This is a genomic window from Paenibacillus sp. GbtcB18, assembly GCF_019091125.1.
Classification (GTDB): Bacteria; Bacillota; Bacilli; order Paenibacillales; family NBRC-103111; genus Paenibacillus_F; species Paenibacillus_F chitinolyticus.
The window spans coordinates 359,248-374,827 of record NZ_JAGXJX010000006.1; the positions used below are offsets into that span (position 1 = coordinate 359,248).

Sequence of the window (15,580 nt, forward strand, 5' to 3'; positions counted from 1 at the left end):
GGAAACATTCCGGATGTTTCAAAATATAGGCTTTACCGAAATTTTGCTGGTTGCCGTCGTGTGTCTGCTGCTGTTCGGACCGAACAAGCTTCCCGAGCTCGGAAGAGCTTTCGGACGCACCTTGAGCGAGTTCAAGAAGGGCGCGCGCGATATGATGTCCGAGCATGACCAGGCGGACAAGAAAGCGGCCGAGGTCAAATCCGCCGCCGCAGCGCCCGAGGAAGTTCCGGCGCCCGCCTCTTTAACGCAAGCCGCTCCCGCACCGGCGAACAGTGAACGGGCGGCTTCGGACAATCCCCGCCGGCTTCCCGACTAAGGTGCCGGTTCAGTGAAGCTATACGTAGATTGGTTGGTGCTGCATGGATAAAGAACAACCTTTGGTCGAGCATCTGGCGGAGCTGCGCAAGCGGATCTTCTGGGTGCTGGGAGTCCTGATCATCGGCCTCGTCATCGGCCTTATTTTCGCCAAGAACGTCATCCTTTTTCTGAAATCCGTGCCTCCGGCCGATAAAATCGCGTGGCATGTATTTTCACCGTGGGATGCGCTCCGTTTATACATGAACTTCGGCTTTGTCGTGGCTCTGCTCATTACACTGCCGGTGATCCTTTACCACATCTGGGCGTTTGTAAGTCCGGGGCTCCGGGAAAGCGAGCAGAAAGCGTCGATTCTCTACATTCCGGGAGCGGTTGTCCTGTTCCTGGCGGGTCTTGCTTTCGGCTATTTTGTCGTGTTTCCGATGGCTTTTTACTTTACGACCGCGATCAGCCGTTCCATGGGAATTACCGAGCTCTACGGGGCAGCCCAGTATTTTTCGTTCATGTTTAATATTATTTTGCCGCTTTCGGTTCTTTTCGAGCTTCCGATCGTGGTGATGTTTCTGACAAAACTACGTATTCTGAACCCCAAGCGGCTGGCCAAAATGCGCCGTTACGCTTATATGATTCTGGTCATTCTCTCGACTATCATCACGCCGCCGGATGCGATCTCCGCTATTCTTGTGGCGCTGCCGATGATTGTGCTGTATGAGTTCAGCGTGCTGCTTTCGGGCTTTATTTATCGCAAACAGCTTGTCCAGGACGCGGCCTGGGAAGCGGAATACGGGGAACAAAAGTAACGGGCTGTCGGAAGACGGCCCTTTTTTTTCGAAACGGTTCAAAAGAGGCAGGGTCCGGTGTTCTTTGGAGTGACCGCAATGCTGCCGGAAAAATGCCGTATTCCTCGTCTTAAGAGAGGCGGCCGCGCATAGGATAACAAGTTGGAACCGTTTTTTTGCCGGGGCCTTTAAAGTCGATTTACAAGACGTATGAAATTCGGGCAGCCGGGGAACAATGGGGGAGGCCGTTTCCTTGGGAGGGGTTTCCATTCTGCTTTTTGCGGCAAAACAATAAAATTTAACAAAACCCACTTGCAAAACGATGGCAAAATCATTATCATTAAAAGTGTTGTTAGCACTTAAGATGTTTGAGTGCTAAAATCTAAAAATCCATTGACTACAAACTAAACTGAAGGAGGCTATTTATCCATGATCAAACCGTTGGGTGATCGCGTTATCATTGAAGCCATTGCGAAAGAGGAGACGACTGCTAGTGGCATCGTGCTTCCGGACACAGCTAAAGAAAAGCCGCAGGAAGGCAAAGTTGTAGCAGTTGGAAGCGGCACGCTGAAAGACGGCGAGCGCGTTGAGCTGGAAGTTAAAGAAGGCGACCGCGTTATTTTCTCCAAGTACGCAGGGACTGAAGTGAAATACGAGGGCCGCGAACTGTTGATTATGCGTGAGAGCGATATCCTCGCTATCTTAGCCTAATTTAGCGGATTCACATACTTAAGCCACTCATTTGAATACTTACCGCCTGACGCCTCGGCTGAAGGCCGGTTATCGGAATCGATATAGATGCGCATGAACCTGTAAGCAGAATCAAACATTTCAGGGAGGGTTTTAACGATGGCAAAAGACATTATGTTTAGTGAAGACGCGCGCCGCGCAATGCTTCGTGGTGTGGACGCTCTGGCGAACGCAGTTAAAGTTACACTCGGTCCTAAAGGCCGCAACGTAGTACTTGAGAAAAAATTCGGAAGCCCGCTCATCACCAATGACGGCGTGACGATCGCGAAAGAAATCGAACTCGAAGACGCATTCGAGAACATGGGCGCACAGCTTGTCAAAGAAGTCGCGACCAAAACAAACGATGTTGCCGGTGACGGTACGACTACGGCTACGGTTCTGGCTCAAGCGATGATTCGCGAAGGTCTGAAAAACGTAACCGCGGGCGCTAACCCAATGGTTATCCGCAAAGGCATCGATAAAGCCGTTCGCGCGGCTGTCGAAGAGCTTGCAAGCATTGCGAAGCCTATCGAAGGCAAGCAAAGCATCGCTCAAGTAGCGGCTATCTCCGCTGCTGACGACGAAGTCGGCGAACTGATCGCCGAAGCGATGGAGAAAGTCGGCAAAGACGGCGTTATCACCGTTGAAGAATCCAAAGGATTCGCGACTGAGCTTGAAGTGGTTGAAGGCATGCAGTTCGACCGCGGATACATCTCCCCGTACATGATCACGGACACGGACAAAATGGAAGCCGTTCTGGAGAACCCTTACGTTCTGATCACCGACAAGAAGATCACGAACATCCAAGAAATCCTTCCGGTTCTTGAAAAAGTGGTACAACAAGGCAAGCAGCTTCTGATCATCGCTGAAGACGTAGAAGGCGAAGCGCTGGCTACGCTGGTCGTTAACCGTCTGCGCGGTACATTCACTTGCGTGGCTGTTAAAGCTCCTGGCTTCGGCGACCGCCGCAAAGCTATGCTGCAGGACATCGCTGCTCTGACCGGCGGCCAAGTGATCACTGAGGAACTCGGCCTTGAGCTGAAATCCGCTACAGTGCAACAACTGGGTACGGCTCGTCAGATCCGTGTAACCAAAGAGAACACGATCGTTGTCGACGGCGCTGGCGCTAAAGAAGACATCGATGCGCGTGTTTCCCAAATCAAAGCGCAACTGGAAGAAACGACTTCCGAGTTCGATAAAGAAAAACTGCAAGAGCGTCTGGCTAAACTTGCAGGCGGCGTAGCCGTAATCAAAGTCGGCGCTGCTACCGAAACCGAGCTGAAAGAGCGCAAACTGCGTATCGAAGACGCACTGAACGCTACTCGTGCTGCGGTTGAGGAAGGTATCGTAGCGGGCGGCGGTACAGCTCTCGTGAGCGTGTACAATGCCGTTGCCGCTGTTGGATCCGAAGGCGACGAGAAAACAGGCGTGAACATCGTTCTGCGCGCTCTGGAAGAGCCGGTTCGCACAATCGCGGCGAACGCCGGCCAAGAGGGCTCCGTAATCGTTGAGCGTCTGAAGAAAGAAACGACCGGTATCGGCTACAACGCCGCTACTGGCGAGTGGGTGAACATGATCGAAGCCGGTATCGTTGACCCGGCGAAAGTAACTCGTTCCGCTCTGCAAAACGCGGCATCCGTTGCGGCTATGTTCCTGACAACCGAAGCGGTTATCGCCGACAAGCCTGAAAAAGACAAACCTGCTATGCCTGACATGGGCGGCATGGGTGGTATGGGCGGCATGATGTAAGATAGGCCGACAAAGCCTATAGCATCAAGGTTTCTCTGCGGAGAAGCGTCCGTTTGACCCGATCTGTAAATGAAGACCTCTCAGAATCATATCTGAGAGGTCTTTTTATGTTTTTTTCTTGGGAGTGATGCGAAATTCATCTTTTTTTTATGGGCAGGTGTGAGAAATTTTATAGATTGTAAACTACTTTACAGAATATTTAGAAAGTAATTAATACAATAAATGCATACCCGATTAATTGTGATGGGTTCCTAATGAAATGAGGCGCGCCTTGTCTTCAATCACGTACTTGCCGTTTTGTTTGGAAATGACGCCGGTTAGTTCCAAGTTTTTCAGGGTGTTTGCCGCTGTAACCCTCGAGGTGCTCACTAGATTGGCCAATTCTTGGTGTGTAAAGCCGATTCCGATGAACTCTTTTTCGCCGTTTTTTAACCCATACGTATCCACTAACTGTAAGAGCGTGTGACAAATTCGCTGGGTGGCGGAATAAGAGCTTAATTGCAGTAATTGGGACGACATTATTCTCATTTTTAAGTTTACCCAGAGCAGTACTTGTCGCGTAAGTTCAAAATTGCTTTTCAATGTGTCTTCGAGTTTTTTTCGGTCAATTTTAATTAAAGTGGCTTTACTGGCCGCAATAGCGCTATGGTTGTACGAGGCAGCGTTATCAAAAATGCCGTTTTCGCCGATCATCCCGTTTTTTCCAACGATCGCGATCGTTTTTTCGACGCCGTTTAGGGAGGTCACATATAATCGAATACGTCCGTTCAGAACGAGATAGACAAAATCGTTAGGTTGATTTTCAAAAAAGATAAAAGCATGCTTTTGTATAACCAGCTTTTGTCCAAGTTGAGGGAGCGGGTGCCATTGAAAAGCCAAGCCTTCCAGCCAAGATGTTACCGAAGAATTGTTAGCGCTTTCTGTCTTGGTCATAGTCAATCTCCTCAAATATAAATTGAAAGCGGGCGATTTTTGTGGAATTTCCTTTTCATAAGGAAAGACAATGTTTTCCGATATTAACAAACAAGATTCAGCTGTCCAGTTGTTCGCAAAGCGCGATGAGCCTTCAAGTGGAAGCGGAGATGAAAGAGTATACCGACGGTTGGTTAACGGAAGGCATGGACTGGACAGGCTGGGTGCATCGGGTAGAGATGGCTAAACAGTCTTTTGCCACCCTAATTAATGCGTCCCCCGATGAAATCGCGGTGCTTCCGTCCGTTTCATTAGCGGCGTCGGCAGTCGCATCCGCGCTGCGATTTACAACACCCAGGAATAAAGTCGTGACCACCGAAATGGATTTCCCGTCAATCGGGCATGTCTGGCTGGCTCAACAATCCCGGGGGGCCCAAGTCGCTTACGTTCCAAGTGAAAACAACGAGATTCCCATTGAATTTTATGATCGATATGTGGATGAACGAACTCTGATCGTCTCCATGTCGCATGCTGCTTATTATAATGGACTTAAACAAGATTTAAAACAAATTTCCTCCATAGCGCACGATAAAGGGGCACGGCTATTTGTTGATGCGTATCAGTCGGCGGGCTGCGCTGCTATAGACGTTAAGGAGATGGACGTGGATTTTCTTACGGCAGGAGCACAAAAGTATTTGCTGGGGATACCGGGAATCGCTTTCCTATACGTTAAGAAAGAACTCGCCGATGAATTGCAGCCTTCCATTACCGGCTGGTTCGGCCGAATAGATCCTTTTTCATTTGATGTTAAATCACTGGATTATGCGGAAGGAGCAAGGCGTTTTGATACGGGAACGCCTCCAATGATCAACGCTTATGCCGCTCATGCGGCGCTGGAACTGATTAATCAGATAGGCGTACACCGAATTGAGTCCTATCTTAACGAATTATCAAGCTTTGCCGTTGCTTATGGACAAGAAAAGGGACTAACCGTCGCAAGCCCGCTGGATATCAAGCGAAAAGCGGCTAATACGGCATTTCATTGCCCGAACGCATCTTTGATCGAAATGAAAATGAGGGAAAGAGGAGTTATTGTGTCGGCGCGCAATGACGTCATTCGGATTGCACCCCATTTTTACAATAAAAAAGAAGAAGTGGCCCTTGCAATTGATATGCTGCGTGAACTGAATTCGTAATTGTATGCGCTTACTTTTATGCTACAATCCAATTTTAATTATCAAGAATAAGGGGGAATTGCTGGATGGCTAACAAGAAAATTTTCAAAAACGCTTTGCTCATCGATGGAAAAAGCAGCACAGTGCGAAAAGAGGCCCTGGTAATGGTGGAAAACGATAGAATCACGTATGTCGGCTCCTACGATGAAACCATCGTGCAGCAAGCCGGTGATGCGGAGCTGTTCGATCTAAAAGGCATGACCTTAATGCCGGGCATGATTGATACACACGTCCATCTGTGTATGGCAGGCGAGGCGAGCACCTTCACCGACATGGTCATGGATACGCCGGCGTTCGCCGCAATCAAGGGAGTAGAGAGAGCCAAACGCTCGCTCGAAGCAGGGTTTACGACACTTCGCACCATGGGCGAAAAGGGACATATTGATATCGCCATTAAAAAGGCGGTTGAACAAGGAATCATTGTCGGACCCACGATTGTTGCCAGCGGAAAAGCTTTGACCATAACAGGCGGACACGGAGATATGTTTCCGGAAGGCGTAAACGTAGATGGAATCGGCATCGTCCTGGACGGTGTTGACCAAGCAAGAAGAGCGGCCCGAGAGCAGTTAAAGCTGGGTGCCGACAACATTAAAATGATGGCTACCGGCGGGGGAATGTCACCCGGTCCGGGAACGATCGCCCAATTAACCATTGAGGAAATGCAAGCTGCCGTAGAAGAAGCGGTGAAATTCGAGAAAATCACAGCGGCCCATGCCATCGGTGTAGAGGGAATTCATAACGCTTTGAAAGCCGGTGTTCGAACCATTGAGCACGGGACGTTTTTAGATGATCAGGGGATTGAACTTTTCTTGGAGAAAAACGCTTATCTCGTCCCGACTCTGTCTGCTTTTAAAACGATTAAATACGGCAGAACCGGCGGAGTCCCCGAACATCATATTAAAAAAGTGGAATACTACCAAACTGCTCATGAAGCCAATTTACAAAAGGCGATTGCGGCAGGCGTCAAGATTGTCGCCGGTACGGATGCGGGAACCCCTTTTAATTATCACGGGGAAAATGCTTATGAACTGGAATGTCTCGTGAGAAACGGTTTGTCTGAAATGGATGCGATTAAAAGCGCTACGCAAGTAGCCGCGGAAGCACTTCGTTTAACGGAGCTAGGGGTCATTGAGGCGGGGAAAATCGCGGATATGATCGTCGTCGACGGGAATCCGCTGCATGATATCAAAATCCTTCAAGAGAAAGCGAGAATCAAGCGGGTATACAAAGGCGGGAAACTCGTTCATACCCATTCTGCGGAATGCTGATCTTGATCATGGAAAAAGCTTGAGGGGGTTAACTGGAATGAGAAGTTATTATTGGCTGGTTATCATTCCGTTTATCGGAATGCTCGGAGGCGCCGTTGTCTTTAATCAAGTGACTCCTTACGTATTAGGATTGCCTTTCCTGCTCTTTTGGATCTTGCTGTGGATTGTTCTCTCTTCGCTTACGATGCTGGTTATTTATCAGCTGGATAAATCAAACGGATTGCTCGATAAGGAGGGCGACGAGGTATGAATACGGCTCTGCTCATCATGCTGGGGTTTCTTCTGCTGTCTCTCTTTCTCGGGTTAATGGCGAGAAGAGGAAAAGATATGAATATGGAACAGTGGGCAGTGGGCGGACGAGGATTCGGCACCGCATTCGTTTTTCTACTGCTCGCCGGAGAGATTTACACCACTTCTACTTTCCTTGGGACAAGCGGCTGGTCCTACTCCAAAGGCGGACCCGCATTTTATATTCTATGTACCTCTTCCTTAAGCTATTTACTCGGGTATTGGCTGCTGCCGCCGATTTGGAGATATGCAAAAGAGCATAAACTCGTTTCACAATCTGATTTTTTTGCTATCAAATACAAAAGCAAAGGTCTAGGTGTATTGGTAGCGATTGTAGGTGTCTTGGCACTCATACCGTATCTGATCTTGCAATTTAAAGGATTGGGGATTATAGTATCCGCAGCCTCATACGGTTCGATCTCGCCCTCTCTTGCCATTGTCATTTCTACCATCGTCATCACGGTTTATGTAAGCGTTTCCGGTATTCACGGATCGGCTTGGACGGCAGTCATGAAAGATATCTTAATCTTTATAATCGTTCTCTTTTTAGGTATTTATCTCCCTTACCACTATTTTGGCGGTATTCAATCGATGTTTGAGGCCGTCAATGAAGCGAAACCGAACTTTTTGATCGTTCCTGAAAAAGGGTTATCCTTCTCCTGGTTCATTTCGACAACCCTGCTCACTGTGATCGGCTTCAGCATGTGGCCCCATACTTTTGCAGCCTATTTTTCCGCGAAAAGCACGAACGTATTTAAGAAAAATACGATCATCATGCCTCTTTATACACTGATGCTGCCATTCGTATTAATCGTCGGGTTCACGGCTATCTTACAGGTCCCCGGATTAACCGGTCCCAATGGAGATTTGGCGCTGTTAAAAATCTCGATCCAAACTTTCGACCCTTGGTTCGTCGGATTTATCGGAGCTGCAGGATTATTGACAGGGGTCGTTCCCGGCTCCTTGCTGCTCATGGCCGCTTCTACAGCAGTCGCGAAAAACATCTATCAAGTCATCTTTCCTGCAACCACAGATGCGCAGCTTAGCAGGGTTGCCAAGCTGATCGTTCCGATTATCGCTCTCGTTTGCATGTTTTACGCCATTTACAACAGCAGCACGATCATGACCCTGCTCCTGATGGGCTATAATTTTGTAACCCAATTATTCCCGCCCTTACTCGCTTCTCTGGTCAATAAGAGATTCTTCACCAAGCAAGGCGCTGCGGCCGGAATGCTCGTCGGTGTTCTCACTGTCATCATGATTACACTGAACGACCTTACGATAGCTCAGCTATTCCCAGGTCTGCCGCAAGCCATCCAAGAATTAAATATCGGGTTCATCGCCGTTCTTCTAAATGCTGCAGCGTTAATCTTCGTCAGTATGTTTACACGCAAACAAGCTCTTCCTATGAATAAGGTTAGAGTAGAAAAGGGGGCTTAACATGAAAACCTACCTTCAAAATGTCACGTTATATGACGGACGAGGCAGCAAAACAGAAGGTGCCAACATCCTTTTTGATGAAACCGGAATTGTTGGATTAGGCACCCATGATCTGACGAGTCAAGCTGATCGGATCATTGATGGCACCGGATTAACCGCACTGCCCGGTCTCATTGACCTGCATGTTCATTTGACGATGGATGGCAGTCCCGATTCCATGGGCAAAACAATAGCGGATTCGGCTGGTATTGCCGCCTATCGTGCACTTGTTAGTGCAGGGAAACAGATTCAATCGGGCGTAGTCACCGTCAGAAATTGCGGTTCGAAATACAATATAGATATCGAGCTGCGAAATGCGATTGCCGAAGGGATTGTAAAAGGCCCAAGGATCTTTGCCTGCGGTCAACCGATTACGATGACAGGCGGCCACTGCCATATGTTCGGTACAGAGGCAGATGGCGTCGAAGAAGTTCGGAAAGCAGCGAGGAGCAAGATAAAAGAAGGGGCCGACTTTCTTAAGCTCATGGCTACAGGCGGTGGTTTAACACCGGGGGTAAAGGCAGGAGCTTCCCAACTAACGGAAGAAGAATTAGCTGTCGCTTGCCAAGTTGCCAAAGAAGCCGGAAAACGAACAGCCGCCCATGCCCAAGGCAACGAGGGGATCAAAAACGCGATTCGTGCAGGCGTGACAACGATTGAGCACGGAGTCGAGCTGGATGATGAAGCGATCCAGTTAATGAAAGAACGCAGCACGTATCTCGTCCCGACACTGGCAGCTCCCTATCAGATTGTAAAGAATGGAACGGCTGCCGGCATACCGGAGTTTGCGGTAAGAAAAAATGAGGAAGCCATGATTCCGCATCGTGAGAGCTTCCGCAAGGCACATATGCAGAATATAAAAATTGCCGCCGGTACGGATGCGGGTACCCCGTTCAACCTGCATGGAGATTTTGCAACGGAGCTTGAGCTCATGAAGGAAGAAGGCATGTCCGTGCAAGAAGTCATTCACGCCGCTACCTACATGGCTGCCGAGGCGCTCGGCATCGAAAAGGAGACCGGCAGCTTAGAGATCGGGAAATGGGCAGATGTCATTCTTCTCGAAGGGGATCCCGAAGCGGATTTCTCAGCTTTTCGTCGGGTAACCCATGTATTCAAAAGCGGAGCAAGCATGTACATGCGGGTATTGAGTTAACCGAGGAGCACGCTCCGCCGCAGAAAATGGAACGATAACGGGAGATTTCGCGTAAGGAATAAAAGAATTAAAAGAGCGCTAGAGTTTAATTGAATCATTAATGGGTTTTTCTGGTACAATAAAAGAAGTAAAGAAGCAGAGGAGGCGCTTAAGGATGACGGAAATCATCAAAGGGGTTATTCCCTTGATCAGCAATTTGCTGCTGGCCGTAGGCCATTTCTTGTTGCATAAGAAGATCGACAAGACCAACTGGAAAGTGCCGCAGCGGGAAGGAACTACGAATTAGAAGATCAAGTTGAAAGTTGAGTGGTCGGAAGACGATGTTAAAAAGAGGCTGTCCCAAAAGTCACGAAGGTGACTAAGGGACAGCCTCTTTTGGGGTTGTTTAAATAAATTTAGCCGCCGTCAGGAAACGTTTCAGCATCGTTGCGCTTTGTGCGCGTGTGGCCTGCTGAAGAGGCTCAATCGTAGTAGAAGTCATGCCGTCGATGATACCGAGGCTCAGTGCCGCAGCAATTTCATCCTTGGCCCAGATAATCGTATGGGAGTCCTTAAATTTCGTAAGCATAGCTTGTCCCTTAGTGATTTCCGTGCTGGTGTTTACCCCGGCGTAGCTCAGAGCGCGAACGACCATGGCCGAAAGCTCTTCACGGGTAATCTGGTTGTTCGGACGGAACGTGCCGTCTTCATAGCCGTCTACCAGCTTCAGCTTGGCTGCTGTCGCTACCACATCCGCATACCACTGGTTGGAGGCTACATCTTTAAACGTGGAGGATCCGCCCGTATTTTGAATGCCCAGAGAACGGACGAGCATCGCTGCGAATTCAGCGCGGGTTACACTGCGATCCGGCTGGAAGGTTGTGTTCGTTACACCGTCCACAACGAGCTTGTTGGCGAGCATCGTAATGTTGGATTCCGCCCAGTGTCCCTTGATGTCCGAGAAGGTTTTGTTAAGCTCCAGGACACCGTAAATGCTGTTGCCTTGGCGTTTCACCATTACATCCGTTTTGCCGTCGCTAAACGTGTAGAAAGCAGGGACGAACGTCATGGTTTTAGTCGTCTCGTTATACAGGAAGGCCGTCGTTTTCGCCTGATTCAGCACAGTGTCGAAGTTCAGGCTGCGAGGCACGTACACATTGCCGGTGTTGATCGTGGATGTCTTACCGGCGGTAGTAGCTGCTTCCAGGTTAAAATCAGCCGGCGTACCGATGATTTTACCGCCCATTGCGGCCGCTTCCGTTTGCATCGTGCTGCGCATGCTTTCGGAAACGAATTTCACGGTGACACGGATATAAAGCTCATTGAGTCCGACATTCAATGAAGAAGCAAGAGTATCGTAGTTTAATGCCGCCAGAGGAAGGTAGTAAACGGCGCTGCCGTTTTTAACTGTGATTTGCTTATAGTTGCTGTTATCTTTTAGGATCCATGCCGGGATATTTACCATGTCGCTGCCGTTTAAAAAAATCTCCAGCGTGTCGCCTTTGGCAAGGGCATCTTGCAGCGCCTTCGCGTCAAGAGAGCCGTCAGAGCCTGCTTTAATGGAGTTCACGGCTGTGCTTCCGTCACCAGGAGTGGTCGCGCCTCCACCATTGTCGCTACCGCCCGGAGCAGTGGAACCGTTACCGGAACCGTTTCCGGAATCGGTGGTATAATTTGCATTGTTAACTCTTTGATAAACGGAATCAACAACGGATTGCAGTTTTATATATTCATAAGTGTTCGAAACAGGAGTCGAAAAATCATACCCGTAACGATTATTTGCTGCATCAAATTTACTTGTATAAGTTGCATCAATGACATTGAGTAAGTTGCCGTTTGGTCCGTAAACCCGAATTTGTGTTTGATCTCCCGCAACGCGTTCATCCAAATAGACAGTGCCACTTACTGTCCCGTCCGTATAAGAAACAGGAGTAGAGAATTCTGTCTTAGCAAAAGCAAGGATTGGTGTGAAAGCCGAAACTACTAACGAGAAGCACAGCACTTGTGCGGTTTTGGTAAACCATCGATTCATTGGGGCAACGCTCCATTCTCTCTTTATTTTAGCTTCTGTATTTTTAGGTTTGCGTTTCATCTTTGTCGGTTCACCTCCTTTACGATGGGAATTGGGCTTGTAAGTATTTAACAATCATAATTATCCGTAGTAAGGAAAAATGAAACAAAAGTTTTCTTGTTATGCGAATTAATTATAAGTTTCAAATAAAAAACCGCCTCTTTTAAAGAGGCGGTTATTGAAGAGATTATTGTAAAGGAGGTGTACTTGTAATAATTTGATCAATATCATGCTGGATATTAGGTAACTGAACGCTAACTTTTTCCAAAGCCGATTGATTAGTTTTATCCTGTTTTTTTAGCGCAGCGAAATAATAACGTATCCCTATCTGTTCCGGAGCATCTTTAAGCTCCATAGTTGTGAAAGGAAGCAGCATTGCTTCAGCATCCGCATATTTGCCTTGAACAAACTGCATCTGACCTATGCTTGAACGGATCTGATTCGTAATATCGAATTCCCGGCCTTGCAGTTGACCTTCTGGAAGTTTGGATAACTCATTCATTTTGGCAAGTACTTGATTATAAATTTCCATGGCTTGCTTCCAGTTCTTTTCTGTGGCTGGTTTATCTTTGGCTGCGTAATTTTTCAAGCCTTCAGATACTTGATATTGAATACTGCGCTCATAGAATGAAATGTCCCAAATAAAGTGATTCATTCCGTATTGAATTAAATCAGCCGCCTTCGTATTATCACCTTTTGATTGAGCGGCCTTTATTTCACGATCAAGCAGCAACTTGTTATAAGGTTCTTTATTCCTGGCTTGATTAATAAGAGCTATCTCTTCTTGATAATACTGGTTATCTTGTGTTTGTGTATAAAGTTGAGAAAGCATATCGACTTTGAATAACACAAACTCCGGATGCGCCGGTCTCAGATCAAGCGCATTGTTTAGAGGGGTTACAATTTCCATATAGTTCTGAGAAGTTTTCGCCACTTCAAAGGCTTTATTATAAGAACTATTTGCACTTAGATAGCGGACAGAAACAAAAAGGGTAACGATTGAAAGAACAATTATAATCGAAGGATACGCGTATCTTACCGGTACGGCTTGTTTGGTAAATTCTTTTGTTTTAACATCTGCGATCATAGCTCCCAAGCAAAGGAACACAAGCGCTCCAATGTACACATAGCTCATATCAAAGTCGAGCACGCTGTGCCCCAGGATGGCAATGACAAAAATGAAGTAGATAAAGTGTTTGTCCCGTTCCTGCTCCGTGCTGCGGATGTAATTACGAATATACATCGCAAAGATTGCAAGCAGCAGTACAGCCAGAATCAGGGTGCCGACGGCTCCGACTTCGACCAGATACTGCATGAAAAAGTTATGAGCTTGACGGCTTGTGTACGGGTTGTTTTGGTATTGCTCGTACAAGCTCGACCAAGCGCCGCCGCCTGCACCGAATAGCGGGTAATCCGCAAAAAGCTTGGAGGCGTCTTTGTAAAAAGTGATCCTTTCAAGTACGCTGTGCTGGGTGAAGTTGATCGTCTCCAGACGGATCCGAACATTTTCGGGAAGCAGATTTTTGAGCGGAGTGGCCATGACAACCAGAACACCCAGAATCCCCAGTACAATGGAACCGACCGGAATAGCAAAAGGTGCCCACTTCCTGGCCGAGAAATTCTCAAGCTTGCTTTCCAATGACGAAGCAACAAAACGCTGAACCAATAAGGCAAGGATTCCGTAAATCACACTGGCTCCGATAAGCAGCATCCAGCCCTTTCCCGAAAGAGAGGCCGAAAACTCCTTGTTCACATCGATACCGATCGCTGTAATCTTGCTTAAAACGGCGAAGGAGGCTAGAGTTGACAATATCGCATGAATAAGCAGCAGGATTTGCCTAGATGGCTTCTGAAAGATTAGAATAAGAAAGAAAATAATGGGCAAAAAGATAATCGCGCCGCGTGACAGGGTCAGCATAAAGGATACCAGGATCGGCACTAGGAACAGTGCGTGTACCAGTATTTTGGACCAGCTGCGGTTTTTCGATACCAGGAATAGCCCCGTGCCCCAGAAAGCGATTAAGAAGCCCGCATAGGTATTGGCGTACTGGAACACGGAAGTTAGACGCAAACCGTTGGAATCGGTCATGACGGCATCTTTATACAACCCAGCAGCATCTAACTCGGAAAACCAGCCAATGACTGCACCTGCCAACTTCCCGTTGCCAAGCCAATTCATGATCCCGAAGAGGACGATGATATAGCCGCTAGTCAAAAGACCGGTCTGGATAATCTTATTTCCCAGCGCCGATTTGGTCAGATAGGCTCCGATCAGGAACAGCGTTACGAGCACGACCTGAATAAGCAGGAGGTTTACCGCCGAATATTTGGAAGCGGCCGGCAGCAAGGAAATCAGATAAGTGAACGGAATTAAAAAGATAAATAAACTCAACAAATCTTTACGTTCCCGCAGCTTCCAGAAGTAGAAGAAGTAGATTCCCGTCAGAAACAGAAAAATGGAAGCCCATATCACGGCGGAATAAATAGGTCTTTCGAAGTTCAGCGAATTTCCGTTAAACAAGGCCTTTTGAAAAGGGGCCCAAAACAAAAACAGGGTTACGAACCCGATTAACAGCCAAAAGATAATAGAACTCTTTTCGGCCTGTTCTCTTTCGTCTAACTTTGGCTTTTTATACGCGTACATCACAGTCTCCCTCTCCGATAAATCTCGACAATATTTTATCATAGCGGAGAATATATTCCAATTTATGAATGACAGGCATGTTTTCCCCCCTGTCTAGTTTTTATAGTTTGCTGATGGTAGAATGGGAAGGAATTTGCCTGATATTCAAAAATAAGCTGATTAAGAGGTAGGAAGTAAAATGAATGCAATAAAAACCTTGTTTAAAAATAAAAATTTAATATGGGAATTATCGAAGAAAGATATAAAAGCAAAATATTTAGGGTCTTACTTGGGCATCCTCTGGGCGTTTGTTCATCCTATCATTACTATTCTGGTGTATTGGTTCGTATTTCAAGTCGGATTGAAATCAAATACGGTAAATGACTTTCCCTTTATCTTATGGTTGCTTCCGGCTATAATTCCGTGGTTTTTCATATCTGAATCGATATCGAGTGCGACTAACAGCATAATCGAGAGCAGCTATCTGGTAAAGAAGATAGTTTTTAAAGTTAGTATTCTTCCGCTTATAAAGATTATTTCTTCTTTAATAATTCATCTGTTTTTTATAGTAGTTTTGCTTACGATATTTGTATCTTATGGTTACGGTCTTTCATGGTATCATTTACAAATTTTCTACTATTTGCTGGCGAGTATAGGCTTGATAGTTGGGATCTCTTACATTACCGCGGCACTTAATGTTTTTTTGAAAGATGTAGGACAATTTGTTGCCATGTTCCTTCAATTTTTCTTCTGGCTGACGCCTATTTTTTGGAATTTGAATATCGTTAGTAAAGAGTATCAATTCTATTTCAAGCTTAATCCAGTTTATTATATTGTGTCCGGATTTAGGGATACATTTATTAATAAAGAATGGTTTTGGGAGCATCCCTATCTCACAATCTATTTTTGGACATTTACATGTATTGTTATATTGGTAGGCGTTAAAGTTTTCAAAAAACTCAAAATTCATTTCGCTGATGTTATATAAAGGGGAACTAAA

General features: G+C 46.8%; 14 protein-coding genes. 11 read left to right on the forward strand and 3 right to left on the reverse strand.

Going from position 1 to position 15,580, the window contains the following annotated elements:
• Positions 1 to 13: 13 nt before the first annotated feature.
• The 4 genes from KVT34_RS19405 to groL all read left to right on the forward strand — a co-directional run bounded on the left by KVT34_RS19405 (position 14) and on the right by groL (position 3,572).
• The gene (locus tag KVT34_RS19405) at positions 14 to 316 is read left to right on the forward strand and encodes a twin-arginine translocase TatA/TatE family subunit (RefSeq protein ID WP_217560460.1); all 303 of its coding nucleotides are present in this window, start codon (positions 14 to 16) and stop codon (positions 314 to 316) included.
• Between the two features lie 43 nt (positions 317 to 359).
• Positions 360 to 1,115: a twin-arginine translocase subunit TatC gene (gene tatC, locus KVT34_RS19410; RefSeq protein ID WP_217560461.1), complete on the forward strand. Its 756-nt coding sequence runs from the start codon at positions 360 to 362 to the stop codon at positions 1,113 to 1,115.
• Positions 1,116 to 1,523: 408 nt separating this feature from the next.
• Positions 1,524 to 1,805, forward strand: coding sequence for a co-chaperone GroES (groES, locus tag KVT34_RS19415; protein WP_009675186.1), 282 nt, complete (start codon positions 1,524 to 1,526; stop codon positions 1,803 to 1,805).
• A 138-nt stretch (positions 1,806 to 1,943) separates the two neighbouring features.
• Entirely contained in the window at positions 1,944 to 3,572 is a 1,629-nt protein-coding gene (gene groL, locus KVT34_RS19420) for a chaperonin GroEL (protein ID WP_217560462.1), read from the forward strand.
• 234 nt (positions 3,573 to 3,806) lie between these two features.
• On the opposite strand, the gene KVT34_RS19425 is transcribed toward groL, so the two are convergent.
• The gene (locus tag KVT34_RS19425) at positions 3,807 to 4,505 is read right to left on the reverse strand and encodes a Crp/Fnr family transcriptional regulator (RefSeq protein WP_217560463.1); all 699 of its coding nucleotides are present in this window, start codon (positions 4,503 to 4,505) and stop codon (positions 3,807 to 3,809) included.
• 41 nt (positions 4,506 to 4,546) lie between these two features.
• Between KVT34_RS19425 and KVT34_RS19430 the strand changes: the two genes are divergently transcribed.
• From KVT34_RS19430 to KVT34_RS32430, 6 genes are all read left to right on the forward strand, one after another.
• A complete protein-coding gene (locus tag KVT34_RS19430; protein ID WP_217560465.1) occupies positions 4,547 to 5,680 on the forward strand; it encodes an aminotransferase class V-fold PLP-dependent enzyme in 1,134 nt (377 codons plus the stop codon).
• Positions 5,681 to 5,745: 65 nt separating this feature from the next.
• Complete coding sequence (locus tag KVT34_RS19435; RefSeq protein WP_217560466.1) at positions 5,746 to 6,987, forward strand: metal-dependent hydrolase family protein; 1,242 nt, start codon at positions 5,746 to 5,748, stop codon at positions 6,985 to 6,987.
• A gap of 37 nt (positions 6,988 to 7,024) precedes the next feature.
• Entirely contained in the window at positions 7,025 to 7,237 is a 213-nt protein-coding gene (locus KVT34_RS19440; protein ID WP_217560467.1) for a DUF3311 domain-containing protein, read from the forward strand.
• The gene (locus KVT34_RS19445) at positions 7,234 to 8,715 is read left to right on the forward strand and encodes a sodium:solute symporter family protein (RefSeq protein WP_217560468.1); all 1,482 of its coding nucleotides are present in this window, start codon (positions 7,234 to 7,236) and stop codon (positions 8,713 to 8,715) included. The genes KVT34_RS19440 and KVT34_RS19445 overlap by 4 nt, the downstream gene beginning before the upstream one ends.
• Position 8,716: 1 nt before the next feature.
• Positions 8,717 to 9,907, forward strand: coding sequence for a metal-dependent hydrolase family protein (locus tag KVT34_RS19450; RefSeq protein WP_217560469.1), 1,191 nt, complete (start codon positions 8,717 to 8,719; stop codon positions 9,905 to 9,907).
• Between the two features lie 154 nt (positions 9,908 to 10,061).
• Positions 10,062 to 10,193, forward strand: a complete 132-nt coding sequence (locus KVT34_RS32430) for a hypothetical protein (RefSeq protein ID WP_302695459.1) — start codon at positions 10,062 to 10,064, stop codon at positions 10,191 to 10,193.
• A gap of 99 nt (positions 10,194 to 10,292) precedes the next feature.
• Here the strand turns inward: KVT34_RS32430 and KVT34_RS32625 are convergent, their stop codons facing one another.
• Together KVT34_RS32625 and KVT34_RS19460 are read right to left on the reverse strand one after the other, a co-directional pair.
• The gene (locus KVT34_RS32625) at positions 10,293 to 11,456 is read right to left on the reverse strand and encodes an S-layer homology domain-containing protein (RefSeq protein ID WP_309244109.1); all 1,164 of its coding nucleotides are present in this window, start codon (positions 11,454 to 11,456) and stop codon (positions 10,293 to 10,295) included.
• A gap of 688 nt (positions 11,457 to 12,144) precedes the next feature.
• Positions 12,145 to 14,601 carry an O-antigen ligase family protein gene (locus KVT34_RS19460; RefSeq protein WP_217560472.1) on the reverse strand — a complete coding sequence of 819 codons (2,457 nt, stop codon included), beginning with the start codon at positions 14,599 to 14,601 and terminating at the stop codon, positions 12,145 to 12,147.
• Between the two features lie 178 nt (positions 14,602 to 14,779).
• Between KVT34_RS19460 and KVT34_RS19465 the strand changes: the two genes are divergently transcribed.
• Positions 14,780 to 15,568, forward strand: a complete 789-nt coding sequence (locus KVT34_RS19465; RefSeq protein WP_217560473.1) for an ABC transporter permease — start codon at positions 14,780 to 14,782, stop codon at positions 15,566 to 15,568.
• The last annotated feature ends 12 nt before the right edge of the window (positions 15,569 to 15,580 follow it).